Source organism: Hydrogenophaga palleronii (genome assembly GCF_031457455.1).
In the GTDB taxonomy this organism is placed as follows: Bacteria; Pseudomonadota; Gammaproteobacteria; order Burkholderiales; family Burkholderiaceae_C; genus Hydrogenophaga; species Hydrogenophaga palleronii_A.
This window is the reverse complement of the sequence record NZ_JAVDWU010000017.1, coordinates 64218-85605: the sequence shown is the minus strand read 5'-3', so window position 1 is coordinate 85605 and position 21388 is coordinate 64218. Positions and strand designations below refer to the sequence as shown.

The following is a 21388-nucleotide window of genomic DNA, read 5'->3' as shown; positions in this document are numbered from 1 at the left end:
GGCCCCAGTCCCCCCGTGTGGCGGCTTCCCCCCGGTGGTCCCGGGGCTCGGGGGGGGGGGCGGGGGGCGCCCGGGCGCCGGGCTCTTCCGCGGGGGTCCGGGCGCCGTAGCGCTGCCGCGCCAGCGCCGCGCCCTGTGCCACCCTGCGTTGACTGAGGTCAAGTGTGCCCGCTGGATTTGGTGGTCGAATGTGTCCATGATGACGAGCGGGAGGATTCACGGCTGTACACCTGGTACGGGATCCCGCCCAGACCCCAACCCGCCGCTCCCCAGGCGCAGACCGTGATGACCAACCCTTCGCCCAAGACCGACCCCGTTTTTTCCGCCCAGGGCCTGACCAAGGTCTACGGTGAAGGCCCCACTGCGGTGCACGCCTTGCGCGGCGTGGACCTTGACATCGTGCGCGGTGAATTTGTGGTGCTGCTCGGCGCTTCGGGCAGCGGCAAGTCCACTCTGCTCAACATCCTGGGTGGGCTCGACAGCCCCAGCGATGGCACCGCCCGCTGGACGCACCAGGGACAAACGCACGAACTCACCGGCGCCAGCGACGCCGAACTCACGCGCTACCGGCGTGAACACGTGGGCTTCGTGTTCCAGTTCTACAACCTGATCCCCAGCCTCACGGCGCTGGAAAACGTGATGCTGGTGACCGACCTGGCCGACGACCCCATGCCACCGGAAGAGGCCCTGGCTCTGGTGGGTCTGGAGGGGCGCATGAATCACTTCGTCTCCCAGCTCTCTGGCGGCGAACAGCAGCGCGTGGCCATCGCCCGCGCCATCGCCAAGCGACCCGCGGTGCTGCTGTGCGACGAACCCACCGGCGCCCTCGATTGCGCCACCGGTGTGATGGTGTTGCAGGCGATCGAACACGTGAACCGCACACTGGGCACCACCACCGTGGTGATCACGCACAACGCACCCATCGCCGACATGGCGGACCGCGTGCTGCGCCTGGCCGACGGCCGCATCGTGGACGCGCGTGTGAATGAGCACAAGGTGGCGGCGTCCACGCTCAAATGGTGAGGACGATGTACCCATCCGATCACGCATGAAAGCCCTGGACATCAAGCTCTGGCGCGACCTGCGCCGCCTGCGCACCCAGGCCATCACCATTGCCGTGGTGGTAGCCATTGGCGTGGCCGGGTTTGTGGGCATGTTCTCGGTGCACGAATCGCTGCAATCCTCGCGCGACAGCTTCTACCGCGACAACCGCCTGGCCGACGTGTTCGCCACTGTCAAGCGCGCGCCCTTGCACCTGCGCCAGCGCCTGGAGGCCATCGAGGGCGTGGCCGAAGTGCGGCTGGATGTGACCATGGACGCGCAGATTGCGTTGCCCGATGCTGATGCCCCCGTCACCGGACGCTTCATCGGGCTGGACCTTGCCCAGGTGCATGCCCGGCGCCAGGGACTGAACACGCTCAGCTTGCGCAACGGCCGCTGGCCCGAGCGCGGTCACCAGCTGGAAGCCGTGGTGAGCGACCGCTTTGCCACCGCACGCGGGCTGAAACCGGGCCAGAGCGTGCGAGCCATCCTCAATGGCCAGCTGGAGCTGGTGCACATCGTGGGCACCGCCATTTCGCCCGAATACGTGTTTGCCTCGCGCGGCGGCGCGCCCGACGATCAAACCTTCGGCATCTGGTGGATCGACCATGAACGCATGGTGCACGCGGCCGACATGCAGGGCGCCTTCAACCAGGTGTCGATGCGTTTGGACGCAGGCGCTTCCGTGCCCGCAGTGAAAGACCAGGCGGACCGGCTGCTGGACCCGTTCGGCACGCTCGGTGCCGTGGGCCGCGACCAGCAGCTCTCGGCCAAGATCGTGAGCGACGAGCTGGCTCAGCTCAAGGTGATGGGCACTGTGCTGCCGGCGATCTTCCTTGCCGTGGCCATGTTCATTCTCAACGTGGTGATCAGCCGGCAAGTAGCCACTCAGCGCAGCCAGATTGCCGCGCTGAAGGCCCTGGGTTATGGCGACGGCGCCATCGCCTGGCACTACATCCAGCTGGCCATGGTGATCGCGGGCCTGGGGGCGCTGGCCGGTCTGGGCCTGAGCCTGTGGATTGGCCAGCTCATGCTGGGTCTGTACGACGAGGTCTTCCGTTTCAACCAGCTGGCCTACGTGACCACGCCCTGGCTGGTGGCGGTGGCCGCCGGCATCACTGCGGGCGCTGCGGCCCTGGGCACCTGGACCGCCATTCACGCCGTGGTGCGACTCAAACCCGCGCAGGCCATGCAGCCCCCATCACCGCCCACCTACCGCCGCACGCTGGTGGAGCGACTGGGCCTGGGCCGCTTTGTGCGCACCGGTGCGCTCATGGTGATCCGCAACTTCGAACGCCGCCCGCTGCGCGCGGCCTTCACGGTGACCGGCATCGCACTGGCGGTGGCCTTACAGATCTCAGGCGCCTTCTGGCTTGACGCCATTGCCCACATCGTGGACACCCAGTTCCGCCTCGTGCAGCAGGGTGATGTGATGGTGAGTTTCGACCGGCCGGTGCCCTTGTCGGTGACAAACGACCTGCGGCGCCTGCCCGGTGTGATTGACGCCGAACCGTATCGAACGGAGCCGGTGCGCATGCACCTGCGCGGACGCAGCGAAGATGCTGCCATCCTGGGGCTGGTGGACGACGCGCAGCTGTTTCGCGTGGTGGACGAAAAGCGCGGTCCTGTGGCGCTGCCAGATGGCGGTCTGGTGATCTCGTCGCTGCTGGCACGCTCCATCGGAGCGCGCACGGGCGACCGGGTGGAGGTGGAATTCCGGCTCTGGAGCCAGACGTTTGCCAGCGTGGCGGTGGTGGACACCGTTCACACGATGATGGGCAAGCAGGCCTTCATGCGGCTGGATGCACTGAACCGGTTGTCGCGCGACGGCGCGGGTGCAGGCGAAGCCGCACTGCAGGTGGACCCGCAGGCCATGCCGGCGTTCTGGGGCGCGGTGAAGAACGCACCGCTGATCAACGCCGTGTTCGACAAGGCGGGCACCATGGCCAGCTTCAACGAGACCACTTCGCGCAACATGGGCGTGTTCAGCGGCATCCTCACGCTGTTCGCGGTGGCCATGGCCGTGGGCATCGTCTACAACGCCGCGCGCATCACGCTCTCTGAGCGGGCCTGGGAACTGGCCAGCCTGCGGGTGCTGGGCATGACGCGGGCCGAGGTGTCGGTGCTGTTGCTGGGCCAACTGGCGGTGGAGCTCCTGGTGGCCCTGCCCATCGGCTGCGTGGCCGGCTGGGCGCTGGCCACACTGATGATGCGCCTGATGTCGTCCGACAGCATCGACTTCCCGGTGGTCATCGAACCATCGACTTATGCCATGGCTGCGCTGATCGTGCTGGCCGCCGGTGTGGTGAGCGCACTCATGGTGCGCCGCCAGATCGACCGGCTGGACCTGGTGGCCGTTTTGAAAGTACGCGAATGAACACCAACAAGAACCGAACCGGCGGACTGCGCCGCTGGGCACCCTGGGCCCTGGCCGCCGTGGTGGTGGTGGGGCTGGCCATCTGGGCCTTTCAGCCCAGGCCGATGCAAGTGGAGGTGGCGAGTGTGTCGGTAGGCCGCTTTGAGCAGGTGCTTGAAGAAGACGGCCAGTTGCGGCTGAAGCAGCGCTACGTGATCGCAGCACCCACGCAAGCAGAACTGCTGCGCCCCACCCTGAAGGTGGGTGATGCGGTGCAGGCCGGCGACGTGGTGGCCACGCTGGCACCCGCTGCACCCCAGATGATCGACGCGCGCACCCGGGTGGTGCTGCAACAGCGCGTGGGCAGCGCAGACGCCATGCGCCGCGCGGCAGCCGCCCAATTGCAGCGGCTGCAGACCGCACAGGCACAAGCCGCCCTGGAAGCCGAGCGCGCAGAAAAGCTTGCCCAGGACCAGTTCATCGCGCCTTCTGCGCGCGACCAGACCGCCCTGGCCCTGCGCTCTGCGCAACAGGCGCTGGAGGCCGGCCGCGCCGAGGTGCGGGCCGCCGAATTCGCCCTGGCCGAGGCCCGCGCCGCGCTGGCGCAGTCTGAGCCCACCACAGGCACACGCACCGCTGGGCTGTGGCAATTGCGCAGCCCCGTCAGCGGCCAGGTGATCAAGCTGCACCAGGACAGCGCCGTGACCGTGCAGGCGGGACAGGCCTTGCTGGACATTGGCGACACCCGCGCCATCGAAGCGGTGATCGACGTGCTCTCGACCGACGTGCCGCGCATTCCTGCAGGCGCCGAGGTTGCGTTGACACTGGGCGCCGCCTCGCCCCCCCTGCAGGGCCGCGTGAGTCGCATCGAACCGGTGGCCTTCACCAAGGTGTCTGCGCTGGGCATCGAAGAACAGCGGGTGAACGTGGTCGTTGAAGCGACGGCCCCAGAGCTGGCCACCGGCACCGCGCTGGGTGAAGGCTACCGGGTCGACGCCCGCATCACCGTGTCGTCACACGATGATGCCCTGCTCGTGCCCACGGCCGCCCTGGTGCGGGACGCCGATCAATGGCGCGTGCTGGTGGTCAAAGACGGTCACACCCTGGCCAAACCCGTCACCGTGCTGGACCGCAACGCCGACATGGCCCGGGTGAACAGCGGCGCGCAAGACAGCGTGAAGCAAGGCGATCAGGTCGTGCTCTACCCTGGTACCACCATTCAGGCAGGTCAGCGGGTGAAGACAAGGGAGTGAGGCGTAGCCTCATCAGACAAGGGAGTGAGGCGTAGCCTCATCAAGGCTCAGTTCCAGCCTCAAAATACATTTGAAATATCTATAACTTAAAACGTGGTGTATATTACACACCATGTTGGCCATTCTCATCCTCACGCTGCCCACCCAGCCCAACGCCGTTCGGGTGCGTGTCTGGCGCTCACTCAAGACCCTGGGCTGTGGTGCATTGCGAGATGGCGCCTATCTGCTGCCCTCAGAGCACGCAGCACTTTTTGAACCCCTGGCTGCCGAAGTGCGTGAGCACGGCGGCACAGCCATGGTCTTGTCCTTGTCTCCGAAAGACGACGCGCAGCGCGACGAACTGCTCGCCCTGTTCGATCGCACGGAGGCCTACGCGCAGTGGCGCGACACTGCCACAGCGCTTCAGTCTGAACTGCCCACGCTGGGTGAAACAGAGGCCCGCAGGCGCTGGCGCGCCGTGGCAGAGGCCTTGCACGGGCTGCAGCGCATCGACTACTTCCCGGGTGCGGCCGCAGACCAGGCGCGATCCGAACTGGACGCGCTGCGCCAGGCGCTGGACGCCCGGTTCTCCAAGGGTGAGCCACGGCCCCAGGTGGACCACGGCATCGAACGGCTCGACGCCCGCAAGTTCCAGGGCAAACGCTGGGCCACCCGCGCACGGCCCTGGGTGGACCGGCTGGCCTGTGCCTGGCTGATCCGCCGTTTCATCGACCCACAGGCCCGGTTCATCTGGTTGAACGACCCGACCACCTCGCCCGCGCCACGGGGCGCTCTGGGTTTTGACTACGACGGCGCGCGCTTCACGCACGTGGGCGCACGGGTGACGTTTGAGGTCCTGATCGCCGCCTTTGGCCTGGACCACGATGCCCGGCTGCAGCGCATCGCCGGCGCGGTGCATTTTCTGGACGCCGGCGGCATACCCGTGCCCGAGGCCGCCGGGCTGGAAAGCGTACTGGGCGGGCTGCGCGAACTGCATGCCAACGACGATGCACTGGTGGCCGCCGCTGCTGCTGTCTTCGACGCCTTGTATGCGTCACCCTCCAACGGGAATGGAACCACCGCATGAAGTCCACCCCCTCAGCCCTCGCTGCCGACGACCAGGCGCCCGCTTCGGTGAGCTTCGCCGAGGCATTCAAGTTCTGGCTCAAGCTGGGCTTCATCAGTTTTGGCGGGCCGGCCGGGCAGATCGCCATCATGCACGCCGAACTGGTGGAGCGCCGCCGCTGGATCAGCGAGAAGCGGTTCCTGCATGCCTTGAACTACTGCATGCTGCTGCCCGGGCCAGAAGCACAGCAACTGGCCACCTACATCGGCTGGCTGATGCACCGCACCTGGGGCGGCATCGTGGCCGGTGCCTTGTTCGTGCTGCCTTCGCTGTTCATCCTGATCACGCTGTCGTGGATCTACCTGCGCTTTGGCGATGTGCCCGTGGTCGCCGGCATCTTCTTCGGGCTGAAGCCGGCCGTGACGGCGATCGTGCTGCACGCGGCGCACCGCATTGGCACGCGGGCGCTGAAGAATGGTTGGATGTGGGCCATCGCTGCGGCCTCTTTCGTGGCCATCTTCGGCTTCAGCACCCCGTTTCCCGCCATCGTGCTGGCGGCCGCCCTGGTGGGACATTTCGGCGCGAAGCAGTGGCCGCAGGTTTTCGCCTTGGGTGGTGGACACGGCAGCGCTGCCAATGGACATGGGGCAGCGTTCATCAGCGACGACACGCCCCCGCCAGCACACGCCCGCTTCTCGCGCAGCCACACAGCGAAGGTGCTGGGGACCGGTGTGGGCCTGTGGTTGCTGGCCATGGGGGCACTGGTGGCCTTCAACGGTCTGGAAGGCACGCTCACGCAGATGGGCTGGTTCTTCACCAAGGCGGCGCTGGTCACCTTCGGCGGCGCTTACGCCGTCCTGCCGTATGTGTACCAGGGCGCTGTCGACACTCACCAGTGGCTCAGCGGCCCGCAGATGATCGACGGCCTGGCGCTGGGCGAATCCACACCGGGACCGCTGATCATGGTGGTGGCGTTCGTCGCCTTTGTGGGCGGCTGGGTCAAGGAGGCACTGGGGCCGGAAGCGCTGTTCCTGGGCGGTGCCCTGGCGGCCACCGTGGTCACCTTCTTCACCTTCCTGCCGTCCTTTCTTTTCATTCTGGTCGGCGGACCGATGGTCGAGGCCACGCACGGCAAACTGGGCTTCACGGCGCCGCTGTCGGCCATCACCGCCGCCGTGGTGGGCGTGATCCTCAACCTGGCCCTGTTCTTTGCGTACCACGTGCTGTGGCCTTCTGGTTTCAGCGGGTCCTTCGATGTGCTGTCAGCAGTCATCGCCGTGGCCGCCGCCGTGGCCTTGTTCCGGTTCAAGGTCGGCGTGATGCCCCTGCTCGGTGCCTGCGCCGCCATCGGGCTGGCGGCGAGTTGGTTTCTTCCCCGGCTTCAATAAAGGCTCACAATGGACACTCACATTCAACCCCTGCCTTTCGATCCGGCGGCATTGGTCGGGCTTTCAGCCAGACTGCTGCAGAGCCACCACCAGAACAATTACGGTGGCACCGTCAAGCGGCTCAACGCCATCCGCCACCAGCTCGCTGGCACGTCGTTCACCAACGCACCGGGCTTCGAGCTCAACGGATTGAAGCGCGAAGAACTGATCGCCGCCAACTCGATGTGGCTGCACGAGTTGTACTTTGCCAGCCTGGGCGGCGACGGGCAGACCATGGCGCCCGCCTGCCAGCTCGCGCTGAGCGCCAACTTCGGCAGTGTCGAGCGATGGCGCGAAGAGTTCACGGCCTGCGCCAAGGCGCTGGGTGGCGGCTCAGGCTGGATGCTGCTGGTGTTCCAGCCGCGCGATGGCACCCTGGTCAACCAATGGGCCGCCGACCACACCCATGTGCTGGCGGGTGGTGTGCCCATCCTCGCACTGGACATGTACGAACACGCCTACCACCTGGACTTCGGCGCTGCGGCCAGCGCCTACGTGGATGCCTTCATGGCCAACATCGACTGGGCGCAGGTGCACGCACGCTACCAGCAGGCTGTGCACGCGGCGAGCGAGCCGTTGGGCCGCACGGCAGACGATGTCGGCGATGCCCTGATGGTGGACGTGCGCCGTGCAGGTGTGTACGAGCAGGCAGCCACGCTTATCGCAGGCGCCCAGTGGCGCGACCCGGCGGCCGTCGGCCACTGGGCCAACGAACTGCCCGCCGACCGCGAGGTGGTTGTCTATTGCGTCTACGGCCATGAAGTCAGCCGGGCCACGGCCCTGCGCTTGCGCTCGGCCGGTCTGAACGCCCGCTACCTCCGGGGTGGATTTGAGGCCTGGAAGGCTGTAGGTCAGCCAACACAATTGAAGGCTGAACCGTCCTGAGCAGGGAAGGCCCAAATGCATACTGGGCCGTGCGCGCCAACCCTTGCACCTCAACAGTTCGCGTCAATCAAACGGCATCTGAGGCCACGATGACTTCATCCAGGGACACCGTGGAACCCGCTTTGCCGGGCCTCGGGTGTCGCCCCCCTCCCGCCGAAGGCGAAGAGAGGGGGTCGCCCGACAGCGCGGCGGGGGGTGTTCGCCCTAACCACCTTGAAATCCATCTGACCGGTAGGTCAGCACCAGCGTGTCCCGCCAGCCCAGCGCATCGCTGTCCAGGGGCTGGATCGGCGTGCTTTCGTGGATCACGCGCGCATCGTCCAGCAGCAATAGCGACCAGGGCTCGCGCAGCGTGAAACGTTGACCGCTCGGGCCGTTGGCCTCGAACACACGGCTCTCACCTCCTTTGATCCGATGGCGGTTCACCATGAACACCGCCACCAGATCCACACCGTCGCGGTGCGCACCCTCAGGCGTGGGCCGACCGATGCCGTCGGTGGTGTCGATGCGAAACGGATGGGCCTCCACGAACCAGGTTCGTGGCCCGCGCAAGGCTGTGGCGGCGTCACCAATGCGTGCCAGCACCCGGTTCCACACCGGCTGCGCCACCATATCTGCGGGCATGGGCTCAAACCAGCGCTGCATGCCGCCGTGCAAGGCGTTGTATTCCAGCGGTTGCCAGTGTGCGCGATGCGGCGCCTGCGCCACCTGGCCGTCGGTCACGGTGAAGCAGCTGTGCCGTCTGCGCCGGTAGCGCCCGCCGTCCTTCAGGTACTCATCGGGTGGCAAGTCGTCCCACGCCTGGTGCAGGTGGTCCAGATCGGCCGTGGACGCGTCCAGCCAGGTCTTGACGCTGTCTGCGCTGATGAGCGCAAACCCGTGGGTCTGGAGTTGTCTGTCCATGTCGGACAGGGGCACGTAGGGTGGTTGGAATTCGCTGGTCATGGCCGCCCAGTTTAGCGGGCAACCCGATCGACTTCAGGGAAAACACCAAGCCCTGGCCTGACTTGAGTGCCCAGTTCCTGCGCTGGATCAAAACCCCATCGGTGACGCACTGTCAAGCTGTCGGCAACACCCCTGCCAACCCCGCACGAGGACAAGATGGAAACTGTCGAATGGTCGGAGGCCTTGGAGCTCGACTTTGCACCGATGGACACCGCACACCGCACGCTCGTGGACCTGCTCGCGCAGGCACAGAGCGCGACCGACGAAGCGCTGCCGACGGCGTGGAGCGCTGTGCTGGCCCACATGGAAAAACAATTTGCCGAGGAAGACCTGTGGATGCGAGCGACCCGCTTTGCGTCCGCCAGCAACCACCTGCTGCAGCACCACGTGGTGCTCAATCTGCTTCGCGAAGGCGCAGCGATGGCGCGAGGCGGGCAACTGGCGCCTGTGCGTGAGATGGCCAGCGAGCTGGGCGCCTGGTTCATCAAGCACACCCAGTCGATGGATGCCGCGCTTGCGCTGCACATGCGGCGCCAGGACGATTCCAGGCCGCCCAGCGGGATGGGGTAAACCATGTGAAACCGTCGCTGACGGCGGCGCTGGCCTCGGTATATATTTGGCCAGACAGGAGACTCTCCATGGCCGATGCTGCTGAAGCCGAATCCACAGAAATGTCGGCACAACCGACCGAAGAGCTCAGTGAAAGCGCCCGCTTGCTGGCCCGCCGGGAGGCAGAGCGACAGCGCACGCCCTCGGTTTTCTCCCTGCCTCTGGCCAGCCTGAGCGTGGCCGATCCTTTTCATTGGTTGCGCCTGGGCTGGGCAGACTTCAAACGCTGCCCGCGCATCGGCCTGTTTTACGGCCTGTGCTTTTTTGCGATGGGCCATGCGCTGCTGGCGGTGTTCCAGAACGCACCGGCCTATGTGCTGGCATTGAGTGCCGGTTTTCTGCTGATGGGCCCCTTTCTCTGTCTGGGGCTGTACGACGCCAGCAAGGCGATGCAGACGCAGTCGCACCGGCCGTCGCTCAGGGCCTCGTTGCTGGCCTGGCGGCCCACCAAGGGCACCATGGGTATCTTTGCCGGTGTACTGCTGATTCTGGAACTGTTGTGGGGGCGGGCCTCACTGGTGGTGTTTGCCGTCACCTTCAACACCATGCCGTCCACCGAGAAGCTGTTGCCACAGCTCATCAACCCGGAAAACATCGGGTTCCTGATCACCTACACCGTGGTGGGTAGCCTGTTCGCGGGGCTGATCTTCGTCACCAGCGTGATCTCCATCCCCATGATCATGGACCGTCAGGTCGACGCCATTTCCGCCGGGCTCACCAGCATCCGCGCCTGTCTGCGGAACCCGGGGGTGATGCTGCTGTGGGGTGCACTGATCACCTTGCTCGTGGCGCTGGCCATGCTGCCGCTGTTCCTGGGCCTGTTCGTGATCGGGCCCGTGATCGGGCACGCCACCTGGCACGCCTACCGCCACATCGTGCCGCCTCCCACCGCGGCTTCCTGAAAGCGCCACACGGCACCTGCCCGGCAGACACGTGCCGTGGGCCTTATGTATGCTCGCGTGACCATGACCCTGCCCTACAGCCAATTCCAGTATGCGGTGCTGATACTCAGTGCCCTGCTGCTCTTCCTCTACGGACTGGAGCACTTCAGCAAGGAACTGCAAACCATCGGCAGCGACCGCCTCCCCCGGTGGCTCGGGCTGGCCACGCACAACCGGCTGGGAGGATTCGCACTGGGTGCCAGCGTCACGGCGGTGGTGCAGTCCAGCAGCGCGGTGAGTGCATTGGTGGTGGCACTGGTCAACGCCGGTACGTTGAGCTTTGCGGGCAGTCTGGCGGTGCTGCTGGGCGCCAAGGTGGGCACCACGTCCACGGCCTGGCTGGTGTCGTACGAGCTCACCCACATCGGCCCCTACCTGATCGTCCTGGGCGGCCTGTTGACCATGCTGCCTTTTTCGATCCGGGTGGTGGGACGGGCCATCTTCTATTTCGGTTTCATCTTCTTCGCACTCGACCTCGTCAGCAGCTCGCTGGAGCCGCTGCGGCAGGCACCCTGGATGCTCGACCTGCTGGCGCAGGCGCAAGCCCCCTTGCTGGGCGTGCTGCTGGGCGTGGTGATGACGGTGGTGCTGCAGTCCAGCAGCGTGGTCAGCGGACTGGCGATCGTGTTGGTGCAGCAGGGCGTGCTGGTGCCCCTGGGTGCGGTGGCGGTGGTGGTCGGCGCCTCGTTGGGCACCACCGCCACGGGCCTGATCGCCAGCATCCCCATGGACAGGTTTGCGCGGCGCACCGCACAGATGAACCTGATGTTCAACGCGATCGGCGTGGGGCTCATGCTGCCTTTCATCACGCCGTTCGGCGAATGGGCGGTGCGCACCGGTGGTAGCCCGGGTCAGGCCGTGGCGATCGCCAACCTGGCCTTCAACCTGGGGGTGGCCTTGCTGTTCCTGCCGTTCACCGGCTGGATGGGGCGGCGTTTTGCGCCGCCGGGTGAGCCCACACCATCGGCGCTGAATGCCCCGGTGTGAAAATTCGCGGTTTCTCTGCCGCAGAGCCGCCTGGAGATGTCGGCCTTCTGCGGGTCAATCATTCACGTTCACCACCAGACGGCCGCGCACCTTGCCCGCCAGGATGTCGCTGGCCGAGTCGATGGCATCGGCCAGGCCGATTTCCCGAGTGAACGCTGCCAGCTTCTTGTGGCTGAGCTGGGCCGCGAGCTGGCTCCACGCCGCTTCGCGTCGGGCCATGGGCGCCATCACGCTGTCAATGCCGTAGAGCGTCACGCCACGCAGGATGAAGGGTGCCACGCTGGCTGGCAGATCCATGCCCTGCGCCAGGCCACAGGCTGCCACGGCGCCGCCGTAGCGCGTGCTCGCGCAGGCGTTTGCCAGCGTGTGGCTGCCCACCGAGTCGATCACGCCGATCCAGCGTTCTTTTTGCAGCGGCTTGCCGGGCTCCCCCAGCGGACCACGCTCCATCACTTCGGTCGCGCCCAGTCCCTTGAGGTAGGCGGCCTCTTCCGGCCGGCCTGTGGAGGCCACCACGGTGTGCCCCAGTTGGGCGAGCAAGGTGATTGCCACGCTGCCCACGCCGCCATTGGCTCCCGTGACCAACACCTCGCCGCTGCCTGGCGCCACACCCGCTGAAGCCCAGTGAGTTTGCAAAGCCTGCACACAAAGCATCGCTGTGTAGCCAGCCGTACCGATGGCCATCGCATCGCGCGCACTGAAGACTTTGGGCAAGGCCACCAGCCAGTCGCCCTTGACCCGCGCCAGTTGCGCCAGGCCGCCCCAGTGCGTTTCTCCCACACCAAAACCATTGAGCAACACCTTGTCGCCCACCGCCCAGCGTGGGTGCTGGCTCTCAAGCACGGTCCCGGCGAAGTCAATGCCAGGCACCATGGGAAAGCTGCGCACCACCGGTGAGCGGCCGGTGATGGCCAAGCCGTCCTTGTAGTTGATGGTGGAATGTTCCACCGCCACGGTCACGTCGCCCGACGAGGGCAACTCGGCCTCTTCAAGCTCGGTCACGGCGCAGCGGTAGCCGCTGGCAGGTTTGGTGATCAGCAGGGCTTTGAACATGTTGTCTCCTTGATGTGGTGGTGGCGACAGAGAGGCGTGGTGGCGCTAAAAAAAAATCCTCAGGGCGCTTCATGCTCCGACCCTTCACGCCACAGGCGCACGGCCAGCCACCAGCCCAGACCGGCGTTGGTCAAGGCCAGCAGGCTCAGCAGCCAGCGCAGGCCGTCGGCCGGCTCGGCCAGGTGAATGAACCAGACGATGGCCGAGGACAGGATATTGAGTGCCACCATGGCCCAGAACAGGCCGCGACGGGGCTGCCAGAGCCTGGAGACCGATTGCCATTCAAATTGCATGCACCGGATGATCACATGGTTTTTCGAGCGTCGATCCCGGGGCGACGGACAGGCCGGCGTCACTGTGCGGTGCCTGAGGCGGCTTTGGCAGACTCCTGCTCCTGCAGCAGGCGCCACATCACCTTGCCACTGCCGCTCTTGGGCAAAGCATCCACAAAGGACACCGTGCGCGGACATTTGTACACCGCCATGTGTTCGCGGCACCAGTCCACGATGTCCTGCTCGGTGGTGTGTCCGCGCGCTGCATCGCGCAGCACCACGACGGCCTTCACGCTCTCACCCCGGTAGTCGTCGTGGGTGGCGATCACACAGGCCTCGGCGATGGCCGGGTGGCGGAACATCAGCGTTTCCACCTCGGCCGGCCAGACCTTGAAGCCGCTGGCATTGATCATGCGCTTGAGGCGATCGGTGATGAAGAAATAGCCGTCTTCGTCGACACGTCCCAGGTCGCCCGAACGGAAATAGCGCTCGCCTTCAAAGGTGACGAACGCGGCCTCGGTGGCTTCGGGTCGCTTCCAGTAGCCGGCAAACACCATGGGGCCGCGAATGATGATTTCGCCTGTCTCTCCCACCGGCATTTCCTTGAGTGTGTCGGGGTCGACCACGCGCGCATCGGCGCTCATGAAGGGAATGCCCAGGCACTGTTGCTTGGGTGCGTCGGGTGGGTTGTTGTGGGAAGGGGCTGCGGTTTCGGTCAGCCCGTAGCCTTCCGAGTAACGCAACCCGTATTGTTCAAACAGGCGCTGCGCCACGGCTTGTGGCATCGCCGCGCCGCCACCGCCAATGACCTTCAGGCTGGACAGGTCGAACTGCGCAAAGTTCGGGCTGGCCAGCAGGTCGATCACCATGGTGGGTATGTTGGCCCAGTGGGTGACCCGCCAGCGCGAGATCAGGCGGCCCGCCAGTTCGCGATCCCAGCGCGGCATGATCACCAGCGTGGCGCCTGCGTACACCCCGCTGTGCATGCCCGCCACCATGCCGGTGATGTGAAACATGGGCACCACCAGCAACCCGATGTTCTCTGCGGTGCCGTTGCTCCACACGCTGCCGGCCACCGCGTTGTGCATCACGCTGGCATGGGTGTGCATGCAGCCCTTGGGCAGGCCGGTGGTACCGCTGGTGTAGGGCAGCACCGACAGGTGCTCGGGCGTGCGGTCGTGTGCGGGTGGAGGGTCGGAGCAGGCCAGCGCGTTGGCCCAGTCGGCCACCGTGCCATCGGGCAGTGCGGGCGTGGCATGCCGCTGCTGCAACCAGCTGGTCCAGGCCGGCGGCACGTCGGCCTCCGGCCCCATGGCGTCGTGGTAATGGGCCACCACCAGGTGTCGCAGGCGCTGGTTTTCGGGCAGTTCGGCATTGGCCTGCAGCAGGTCCGGTGCCAGATCGGCGGCGGCCACGGCCACGCGCGCGTCCGGGTCGGTGATGTAGTGCTTGAGCTCCTCGGCCCGGTTCATGGGGTTGACCGGCACCACCACGGCATTGGCACGCAGGATCGCAAAGTGCGCCACCACCCACTGGGGACAGTTCTGCATCAGCAGGATCACCCGGTCACCGGAGCGCACGCCCTGGGCATGCAGGTGTGCCGCCATGCGCTCGGCCTGTTCAAAAAGCTCACGGTAGGTGAGCACCTGGTCAAAAAAAACCAGCGCCACCTTGTCCGGATAACGCTGCGCACTGACCAGCAGATTGAACCAGAGCGAGGTCGCCGGTGGCGTCAGTCGATGCGGCAGACGGCTCGGCCAGAACCGGTGGTGCGGCCTCTCAGGCTCAAGTGCAGGGGCGAGCATTGCCCCGGAAAGCGTCGGGCTGGTCATGCGATGTCTCCTTTTTCAGGGCTGGTTCACCCCTTTTGCCAAGGGAGGATACGTGGCATTTCGCCCGGCCAAAAATCCGCCTTGTCGCCCGCGTGACCCCTGCCCGCTGCGGCGCCGAATCTGGGGAAAGGCACCACCCTGCGCTTCGCTCAAGTGCCTTGATGTATTGGCACGGAACCTGCTTGAGCGTCAAATGGGGGCCGGTCAATAGCCGGCGCGATGGCGTCATGATTTATTTGCATGAACCAACCACGTAAACCCCGATGCTCGGCCCATTCGGCCGGGGATACAGTCACTCGGCGGCAAAGTTACGCACGTTTACGGTGCGTAACGGGGCCGACAGACCAACACCCAAACCACAAATTGGAGAGACCTGATGAAATTGAAAACCCTGAAACTGACCGCCTTGGGCCTGAGTGCAGCCGCCACCCTGGTGAGCATGCCTGCCCACGCTGGCAAGGACCTGGACGCGATCAAGTCGCGCGGCACCTTGGTATGTGGAGTCAGTACCGGTCTGGCAGGCTTTTCGGCCGCCGACAGCCAGGGCAAATGGAGCGGGCTTGATGTGGACGTGTGCCGCTCCGTGGCCGCCGCCGTGCTGGGAGACGCCAACAAGGTGCGTTATGTACCGCTGAACGCCGCACAGCGCTTCACCGCTCTGCAGTCTGGCGAAGTGGACCTGCTGCCCCGCAACACCACCTGGACCCTGACCCGCGATGCCACGCTGGGCCTGCACTTCACCGGCGTGAACTTCTTCGACGGCCAGGGCTTCATGGTGCCCAAGAGCCTGAACGTCAAGAGCGCCAAGGACCTCAAGGGTGCCACGGTGTGCGTGCAGTCCGGCACCACCACCGAACTCAACCTGAGCGACTACTCGCGCGCCAACAACCTGAACCTGCGCCCTGTGGTGTTCGCCGAACTGGCCGCCACCAACGCCGCCTACTTCGCCGGCCGTTGCCAGGCCTACACCACAGACGCATCGGGCCTGGCCTCGATCCGCTCCAAGGAAGCGGCCAAGCCGGATGACCACATGATCCTGCCGGAACTGATCTCCAAAGAACCCCTGGGCCCGGCCGTTCGCCGCGGTGACGACGAGTTCTTCGCCATTGTGAAGTGGGTGGGCTACGCGCTGCTGGAAGCCGAAGAGCTGGGCATCACGGCTGCCAATGTGGAAACCATGAAGAAGGACAGCAAGAACCCCAACGTGCTGCGTCTGCTGGGCGGCGGCACCGAAGACACGGGCAAGCTGCTGGGCCTGGACAAGGACTGGGCCGTGCGCGCCGTCAAGGCTGTGGGCAACTACGGCGAGTCCTATGAGCGCAACATCACCCCCATCGGTCTGCCGCGTGGCGTGAACGCGCTGTGGAACAAGGGCGGCTTGATGTACCCGATGCCTGCTCGCTGATTTTTCAGCTCGGGTTGACAACGCCGGCGTGGATTTCCTGCCGGCGTTGTTGCATCTGGGACCCCCTCCCTGACGCCTCCAGGAGATTTTTCTTGAATTCCCCCACCAAACCTCCCCGGCCACAATGGTCGTGGCGAAGCCGCGCTGGTCGCGGTGTCATTTACCAGGCGATTGCCCTGGTGCTGATTGGCCTGTCCGTCTGGTTCCTGGCATTCAACACCCAGGAAAACATGCGCATTCGCGGTATCCAGAGCGGTTTCGACTTCCTGGGCGCATCCGCCGGATTCGATATCGGCGAAACCATCATCGACTACGACCCCAGCGAAACCTACGGCAAGGCCATCTGGGTCGGCGTGCTCAACACGCTGCAAGTGGCCGTGATCGGCATCATTCTCACCACCATCCTCGGCGTGCTGCTGGGCGTGGGCCGTTTCTCGCGCAACGGCCTGGTGCGTGGTATCTGTTATGGCTACGTGGAGCTGTTCCGCAACGTGCCCATCCTGCTGCAGATGCTGATGTGGTACCTGTTCTTCGTGGAAGTGCTGCCCGCTCCCGGCGATGCCTGGAACGTGGCCGACCTGTTCTACCTCAGCAAGGACGGCTTCTCTTTCCCCCGCCCCACGCAGGGCACGGGCTACATGGTGATGCTCGCCGGCCTGGTCGCTGGCGTGGCGCTCTCATGGGTCTGGCGCCGCTGGGCCTTGAAAGAGTTTGAGAAGACCGGGCAACTGCGCAACCCCGGCTGGCCCACGCTGGGCATCATCGCCGGCTGCACCTTTCTGGGCTGGCTGGCCGGCGGCATGCCCACCGAATGGTCCATACCGGAAGCCGGGCGCTTCATGATCGAAGGCGGCGGCAGTGTCTCGCCCGAATTCATGGCGGTGCTCATCAGCCTCACGTTCTACACCGCATCCTTCGTGGCCGAAGTGGTGCGCGGCGGCATCCAGTCGGTGAGCCTGGGACAAAAGGAAGCATCGGCCGCGCTGGGCCTGGCGCCGCGCCAGACCATGAACCTTGTGGTGTTGCCACAAGCCATGCGCGTGATCATTCCGCCCCTGACCAACCAGTACCTCAACCTCACCAAGAACTCGTCGCTGGCCGTGGCCGTGGGTTACCCCGACGTGGTCTCGATTTCCTACACCACGCTCAACCAGTCCGGTCGCGCGGTGGAGTGCATCGCCATCATCATGCTGGTCTACCTGACCACGTCGCTGTCCACCTCGTTGTTCATGAATTGGTACAACGACCGAATGGCCATCAAGGAAAGGTAACCCATGTCCTCCAATACCTTCGTGCCCATTCCCGCGCGACCCTCGCCGGTGCGCACCAGTGGTCTCGTGCCCTGGATCCGCACCAACATGTTCGCCGATTGGCGCAGCAGCACCACCTCGCTGATCCTCATCGCCCTGGTGCTCTACATCGTGCCCGGCCTCTTCAGCTGGGGCGTCTGGAACGCCGTGTTCGACACCGACGCCCAAGCCTGCCAGGCTGTGCGGGGCACAGGCGCCTGCTGGGGGGTGGTGGCCGAGAAGTACCGCATCATCCTGCTGGGTCGCTACCCGTTCGAGGAGCAATGGCGACCGGTCGTGGCCACGAGCCTGATGGTGGCGGGCCTGATCGTGAGCTGTATCCGGGTGTTCTGGAAGGCCTGGCTGGCGATCATGTGGGTCGCCATCATGGCAATCTTCTTCACGTTGATGGGCGGCGGCGTGCTGGGCCTGAGCCCCGTGCGCACCGACCTCTGGGGCGGCCTGCCACTGACGGTTCTGCTGGCCACGGTGTCGATCTTCCTGGCGTTTCCGCTGGCCATCGTGGTGGCGCTGGGACGGCGCAGCAACCTGCCGGCGATCCGCTCGGCCTGCATCGTCTACATCGAACTCATCCGTGGCGTGCCATTGATCTCGGTGCTGTTCATGGCCTCGTTCATGTTCCCCTTGTTCATGCCGCAGGGCGTGACCATCGATGTGCTGGTGCGGGTGGTCGTGGGCATCACGCTGTTCGCGGCTGCCTACATGGCCGAGATCATTCGCGGCGGCCTGCAAGCCATTCCCAAGGGTCAGCTCGAAGCAGCCGACACGCTGGGCCTGAGCTACTGGCAGACGCAGCGCAAGATCGTGCTCCCACAGGCCCTGGCCATGGTGGTGCCCAGTGTGATGAACAACTTCATCTCCATCTTCAAGGACACCTCGCTGGTGACCATCGTCTCGATGTATGAGCTCACCGGTGCGCTGTCACTGGCGCTCAACTCCGACGTGAACTGGCGGCCTTTCAAGATCGAGGCCTACCTATTCATCACGGTCGTCTACTTCATCTTCTGTTTCGCGATGTCGCGCTACAGCCTGTGGGTAGAGAAGCAACTTTCTGCCAGCAAAGCCAGATAACAAATCCACCCCCGTTTCTCGCTCACTGCGTGTAGCTCGAATCCCCCCTCAAGGGGGCGGCACCCTGTGGCCCGGCAAAGCCGGTTCCACGGTGCCCCTGGATTCGGCTTCTTCGCTCGCTTGACTCATAACAAGGAAATTCCTGTGACTGAACCCATCATCCGATTTGACAAGGTCAACAAGTGGTATGGCAACGACTTCCACGTGTTGAAAGACATCGACCTGAACGTGGCCAAAGGTGAACGCATCGTCATCTGCGGCCCTTCCGGCTCCGGCAAATCCACCCTGATCCGGTGCATCAACCGGCTTGAAGAGCACCAGCAGGGCCATCTCATCGTGGACGGCACCGAACTCACCGATGACATCAAGGCCATCGACCAGGTCCGCAAGGAAGTGGGCATGGTGTTCCAGCAGTTCAACCTGTTCCCGCACCTGACCGTGCTGGAGAACCTGACACTTTCCCCCATGTGGGTGGGCAAAATGCCCAAGAAGGAGGCCGAAGAAAAGGCCATGGCGCAACTGGAGCGCGTGCGCATTGCCAACCAGGCAGGCAAGTACCCCTTGCAGCTCTCGGGCGGGCAGCAGCAGCGCGTGGCCATTGCGCGGGCGCTTTGTCTCACGCCCAAGATCATGCTGTTCGATGAGCCCACCTCCGCCCTCGACCCCGAGATGATCAAGGAGGTGCTGGACGTCATGATCGAGCTGGCCAACCAGGGCATCACCATGATCTGCGTGACCCACGAAATGGGTTTTGCCAAGGCCGTGGCCGACCGCGTGATCTTCATGGACCAGGGCCAGATCGTTGAACAGAACACGCCGCACGAGTTCTTCAACAACCCGCAGAACGAACGCAGCCGCGACTTCTTGTCCAAGATCCTGGGGCATTAGAGGATCACCCCCTGCGCCGCTGACGCGGCTTCCCCCCTCTCTGACGCCTTCGGCTTGGAGGGGGGACGGCAGCTTGGGCCGGCGGAGCCGGACCCTTGCTGCCTCTGGAATAGAGGCGCTTCGCTCCGGAGAGGTATCAGCCACTCCCTGCGCCGCTGACGCGGCTTCCCCCCTCTCTGACGCCTTCGGCTTGGAGGGGGGACGGCATCTTGGGCCGGCGGAGCCGGACCCTTGCTGCCCCTGGAATAGAGGCGCTTCGCTCCGGAGAGGTATCAGCCACTCCCTGCGCCGCTGACGCGGCTTCCTCCCTCTCTGGCACCTTCGGCTTGGAGGGGGGACTGCATCTTGGGCCGGCGGAGCCGTCCCTTGCTGCCCTTGGAATGAATGCACTTCTCGTCGGAGGAGCTTGTCCCCTACGCGGCACGTGGACGCGACGCCCGAAACGGTTTGAATATCAAACCAACACCCGTCACGGGAGTGGGTCAACACCAGTCATCGCCCGCGCTGGCCCTGGCGAAGACTGCGCGTCAGCCAACTTCTGTTCGCGGGAGAGCGAGCAGCGTCAACGCCATTGGCGCCGTTGCCAGACAACACCAACTTGACCCCGTCTGGCAATGGACCGAAGTTCTGCTCCATTTGTGGCCGCAACCAGTTAGCGACCACACGCCGTATGGCGTCGAACTCGCCGTGTCGTTCCGACCCTTTTCTGACTGCGGCCCAGTCAGAAAACAGGGTGCGAGCCAGTCTTCTGACCCGGCGCGTGGCCGTGGTGGACATCCACTCATGGTATCCCGAAGGAGGCTTGTACTGGTAGCCTCGGATGATCTCGAAGGCGAGGTCGTCAAGCACACCGACCACCAGAATATCCACATCCCCTTTGAGCCGGTCGAGCACCTCATGAGGTGTGGCCATCGGGTGCCTGTGGGAGCGCACAAGCCCCCTGCGCATTTTGAACAGGCCGACTGACATCACCATTCGGTAGTCGCTTCCATGCGCTTATCGGTTTGCCGTCGACCGATGACCATGAGCTGTTCTGCGAGATCGACCGTGCGTGGCGCATCGACCCCCAGCCCGACCGCCAGGCGCATGATTTCGCCACAGGTGGCGTCGATGGCCAGCTCCATCGACTTTTCGTCGGCGCCAGAAAGATCGACGAGACCCGCGTCGCTACCGGTCAACTGGCGCGATACCAGCCCGACAAGCATGCCATCGTTCTGTCGAAGCATCATCGGAACCATTCGCCATGGCACACCCAACAAGTTCCAGGGTTTGATGCCGGTGGCACCCAGCAGCCACAGGGCCTCGTCCAGCACACGGGCGTACCGGTTTCGCCAGGCACGCATTGCCAGCATCTGTTCGAACTCCAAACCCGAGACCAGTCTGAACAGGGCGTTGAACTGCAGCAGGAGGTGACCCCATTGCACGGACAACATGTCGTCACACAGCGTAACTTCAAAGCCGGCCTGTTCGATCAGAGGTCGCCAGTGCCGTGTCTGCGGCACGTCGTTCAGATAGAGCTTTCGGCGTTCCCAGGTGGCACCTCCAGACTGCAATAACCTTGCCGGATCAAAGGCCATGACACAGCGGATCCACTGCAGACGGGGTGCAGCCTGGGCAGCCCAAGTGAGGCGGCGAATGCCCTGCTGTAACGCAATCACCGGCGTGGTTTTCGGTAGCAGGCGTTGAAGCAACACAGCCGACTCCAGCGTATCGTCGGCGTCCACAGCGAACAACACCAGATCGGAGCTGCTCGCCAGGTAGGAGCCCTCGGAGCAGGTCGCGAAGCGCGTTTTCAGATCCGGTACGAAGTCGACGCGCACGCCGCCGCTGCGCAGGGCCTCTCCGATAAGGAGCGCCGATTGCCCGGATCCAATGATCAGCACGTTGGAAGTGATCTGGTTCATGGATGAAGCCCGTCAAGCCGCAAGCACTGCGGAATAGGCGCGCGCAGCACCGTCGCAGCGCGTGCGGACGGCTTGGTCGCTGCCCAGGACCCTCAGATCTGAGCCCGTGTGATCGACTCCTTGGCTGGTTCCTGATCCAGCAAGACGTGTGCTTGCTCGCGGTG

At 64.8% G+C, this 21388-nt stretch carries 19 protein-coding genes; 13 read left to right on the top strand and 6 right to left on the bottom strand.

The features are described 5' to 3' along the window. The first annotated feature begins 285 nt into the window (after nt 1-285). The 6 genes from J2W49_RS25300 to J2W49_RS25275 all read left to right on the top strand — a co-directional run bounded on the left by J2W49_RS25300 (nt 286) and on the right by J2W49_RS25275 (nt 8007). Entirely contained in the window at nt 286-1023 is a 738-nt protein-coding gene (locus tag J2W49_RS25300) for an ABC transporter ATP-binding protein (RefSeq protein ID WP_310322584.1), read from the top strand. 25 nt (nt 1024-1048) lie between these two features. After that, nucleotides 1049-3418 carry an ABC transporter permease gene (locus J2W49_RS25295; RefSeq protein WP_310322582.1) on the top strand — a complete coding sequence of 790 codons (2370 nt, stop codon included), beginning with the start codon at nt 1049-1051 and terminating at the stop codon, nt 3416-3418. Continuing rightward, nucleotides 3415-4650, top strand: coding sequence for an efflux RND transporter periplasmic adaptor subunit (locus tag J2W49_RS25290; RefSeq protein ID WP_310322580.1), 1236 nt, complete (start codon nt 3415-3417; stop codon nt 4648-4650). The genes J2W49_RS25295 and J2W49_RS25290 overlap by 4 nt, the downstream gene beginning before the upstream one ends. 112 nt (nt 4651-4762) lie before the next feature. Beyond that, nucleotides 4763-5716: a chromate resistance protein ChrB domain-containing protein gene (locus J2W49_RS25285; RefSeq protein WP_310322578.1), complete on the top strand. Its 954-nt coding sequence runs from the start codon at nt 4763-4765 to the stop codon at nt 5714-5716. Next, the gene (gene chrA, locus J2W49_RS25280) at nt 5713-7083 is read left to right on the top strand and encodes a chromate efflux transporter (RefSeq protein ID WP_310322576.1); all 1371 of its coding nucleotides are present in this window, start codon (nt 5713-5715) and stop codon (nt 7081-7083) included. The genes J2W49_RS25285 and chrA overlap by 4 nt, the downstream gene beginning before the upstream one ends. A gap of 9 nt (nt 7084-7092) precedes the next feature. Further along, nucleotides 7093-8007 carry a Fe-Mn family superoxide dismutase gene (locus J2W49_RS25275; protein ID WP_310322574.1) on the top strand — a complete coding sequence of 305 codons (915 nt, stop codon included), beginning with the start codon at nt 7093-7095 and terminating at the stop codon, nt 8005-8007. 204 nt (nt 8008-8211) lie between these two features. Here J2W49_RS25275 and J2W49_RS25270 read toward each other — a convergent pair whose 3' ends face one another. Continuing rightward, entirely contained in the window at nt 8212-8952 is a 741-nt protein-coding gene (locus tag J2W49_RS25270; RefSeq protein WP_310322571.1) for a 2OG-Fe dioxygenase family protein, read from the bottom strand. A gap of 156 nt (nt 8953-9108) precedes the next feature. Here J2W49_RS25270 and J2W49_RS25265 point away from each other — a divergent pair, with 156 nt between their 5' ends. The 3 genes from J2W49_RS25265 to J2W49_RS25255 all read left to right on the top strand — a co-directional run bounded on the left by J2W49_RS25265 (nt 9109) and on the right by J2W49_RS25255 (nt 11489). Further along, nucleotides 9109-9522 carry a bacteriohemerythrin gene (locus tag J2W49_RS25265; protein WP_310322568.1) on the top strand — a complete coding sequence of 138 codons (414 nt, stop codon included), beginning with the start codon at nt 9109-9111 and terminating at the stop codon, nt 9520-9522. Nucleotides 9523-9590: 68 nt separating this feature from the next. After that, nucleotides 9591-10463: a DUF2189 domain-containing protein gene (locus J2W49_RS25260; RefSeq protein WP_310322566.1), complete on the top strand. Its 873-nt coding sequence runs from the start codon at nt 9591-9593 to the stop codon at nt 10461-10463. A gap of 63 nt (nt 10464-10526) precedes the next feature. Continuing rightward, entirely contained in the window at nt 10527-11489 is a 963-nt protein-coding gene (locus tag J2W49_RS25255; RefSeq protein WP_310322564.1) for a Na/Pi cotransporter family protein, read from the top strand. Between the two features lie 54 nt (nt 11490-11543). On the opposite strand, the gene acuI is transcribed toward J2W49_RS25255, so the two are convergent. Genes acuI through J2W49_RS25240 form a run of 3 tightly spaced genes read right to left on the bottom strand, consistent with a single transcriptional unit; the run spans nt 11544 to nt 14646 of the window. After that, nucleotides 11544-12542: an acrylyl-CoA reductase (NADPH) gene (acuI, locus tag J2W49_RS25250; RefSeq protein ID WP_310322560.1), complete on the bottom strand. Its 999-nt coding sequence runs from the start codon at nt 12540-12542 to the stop codon at nt 11544-11546. Nucleotides 12543-12601: 59 nt separating this feature from the next. Beyond that, the gene (locus tag J2W49_RS25245) at nt 12602-12835 is read right to left on the bottom strand and encodes a hypothetical protein (RefSeq protein WP_310322557.1); all 234 of its coding nucleotides are present in this window, start codon (nt 12833-12835) and stop codon (nt 12602-12604) included. 59 nt (nt 12836-12894) lie between these two features. Continuing rightward, nucleotides 12895-14646, bottom strand: a complete 1752-nt coding sequence (locus J2W49_RS25240) for a long-chain fatty acid--CoA ligase (RefSeq protein ID WP_310322554.1) — start codon at nt 14644-14646, stop codon at nt 12895-12897. 376 nt (nt 14647-15022) lie between these two features. Here J2W49_RS25240 and J2W49_RS25235 point away from each other — a divergent pair, with 376 nt between their 5' ends. The 4 genes from J2W49_RS25235 to J2W49_RS25220 all read left to right on the top strand — a co-directional run bounded on the left by J2W49_RS25235 (nt 15023) and on the right by J2W49_RS25220 (nt 19320). Next, entirely contained in the window at nt 15023-16051 is a 1029-nt protein-coding gene (locus J2W49_RS25235) for an amino acid ABC transporter substrate-binding protein (RefSeq protein WP_310322552.1), read from the top strand. 92 nt (nt 16052-16143) lie between these two features. Further along, the gene (locus J2W49_RS25230) at nt 16144-17322 is read left to right on the top strand and encodes an amino acid ABC transporter permease (protein WP_310322550.1); all 1179 of its coding nucleotides are present in this window, start codon (nt 16144-16146) and stop codon (nt 17320-17322) included. A 3-nt stretch (nt 17323-17325) separates the two neighbouring features. Further along, nucleotides 17326-18432, top strand: a complete 1107-nt coding sequence (locus J2W49_RS25225) for an amino acid ABC transporter permease (RefSeq protein ID WP_310322548.1) — start codon at nt 17326-17328, stop codon at nt 18430-18432. Nucleotides 18433-18576: 144 nt separating this feature from the next. Next, nucleotides 18577-19320: an amino acid ABC transporter ATP-binding protein gene (locus J2W49_RS25220; RefSeq protein WP_310322545.1), complete on the top strand. Its 744-nt coding sequence runs from the start codon at nt 18577-18579 to the stop codon at nt 19318-19320. Between the two features lie 492 nt (nt 19321-19812). Here the strand turns inward: J2W49_RS25220 and J2W49_RS25215 are convergent, their stop codons facing one another. Both J2W49_RS25215 and J2W49_RS25210 read right to left on the bottom strand, forming a co-directional pair. Continuing rightward, the gene (locus J2W49_RS25215; RefSeq protein WP_310322544.1) at nt 19813-20232 is read right to left on the bottom strand and encodes a hypothetical protein; all 420 of its coding nucleotides are present in this window, start codon (nt 20230-20232) and stop codon (nt 19813-19815) included. Between the two features lie 56 nt (nt 20233-20288). Beyond that, a complete protein-coding gene (locus J2W49_RS25210) occupies nt 20289-21224 on the bottom strand; it encodes a hypothetical protein (protein WP_310322542.1) in 936 nt (311 codons plus the stop codon). Nucleotides 21225-21388: the final 164 nt, after the last annotated feature.

Coding starts and splice junctions, on each gene's coding strand:
- J2W49_RS25260 (WP_310322566.1), top strand. CDS start 9,591: ATGGCCGATGCTGCTGAAGCCGAATCCACAGAAATGTCGGCACAACCG.
- J2W49_RS25295 (WP_310322582.1), top strand. CDS start 1,049: ATGAAAGCCCTGGACATCAAGCTCTGGCGCGACCTGCGCCGCCTGCGC.
- acuI (WP_310322560.1), bottom strand. CDS start 12,542: ATGTTCAAAGCCCTGCTGATCACCAAACCTGCCAGCGGCTACCGCTGC.
- J2W49_RS25225 (WP_310322548.1), top strand. CDS start 17,326: ATGTCCTCCAATACCTTCGTGCCCATTCCCGCGCGACCCTCGCCGGTG.
- J2W49_RS25265 (WP_310322568.1), top strand. CDS start 9,109: ATGGAAACTGTCGAATGGTCGGAGGCCTTGGAGCTCGACTTTGCACCG.
- J2W49_RS25300 (WP_310322584.1), top strand. CDS start 286: ATGACCAACCCTTCGCCCAAGACCGACCCCGTTTTTTCCGCCCAGGGC.
- J2W49_RS25215 (WP_310322544.1), bottom strand. CDS start 20,232: ATGGCCACACCTCATGAGGTGCTCGACCGGCTCAAAGGGGATGTGGAT.
- chrA (WP_310322576.1), top strand. CDS start 5,713: ATGAAGTCCACCCCCTCAGCCCTCGCTGCCGACGACCAGGCGCCCGCT.
- J2W49_RS25245 (WP_310322557.1), bottom strand. CDS start 12,835: ATGCAATTTGAATGGCAATCGGTCTCCAGGCTCTGGCAGCCCCGTCGC.
- J2W49_RS25210 (WP_310322542.1), bottom strand. CDS start 21,224: ATGAACCAGATCACTTCCAACGTGCTGATCATTGGATCCGGGCAATCG.
- J2W49_RS25290 (WP_310322580.1), top strand. CDS start 3,415: ATGAACACCAACAAGAACCGAACCGGCGGACTGCGCCGCTGGGCACCC.
- J2W49_RS25270 (WP_310322571.1), bottom strand. CDS start 8,952: ATGACCAGCGAATTCCAACCACCCTACGTGCCCCTGTCCGACATGGAC.
- J2W49_RS25285 (WP_310322578.1), top strand. CDS start 4,763: ATGTTGGCCATTCTCATCCTCACGCTGCCCACCCAGCCCAACGCCGTT.
- J2W49_RS25240 (WP_310322554.1), bottom strand. CDS start 14,646: ATGACCAGCCCGACGCTTTCCGGGGCAATGCTCGCCCCTGCACTTGAG.
- J2W49_RS25275 (WP_310322574.1), top strand. CDS start 7,093: ATGGACACTCACATTCAACCCCTGCCTTTCGATCCGGCGGCATTGGTC.
- J2W49_RS25255 (WP_310322564.1), top strand. CDS start 10,527: ATGACCCTGCCCTACAGCCAATTCCAGTATGCGGTGCTGATACTCAGT.
- J2W49_RS25235 (WP_310322552.1), top strand. CDS start 15,023: ATGAAATTGAAAACCCTGAAACTGACCGCCTTGGGCCTGAGTGCAGCC.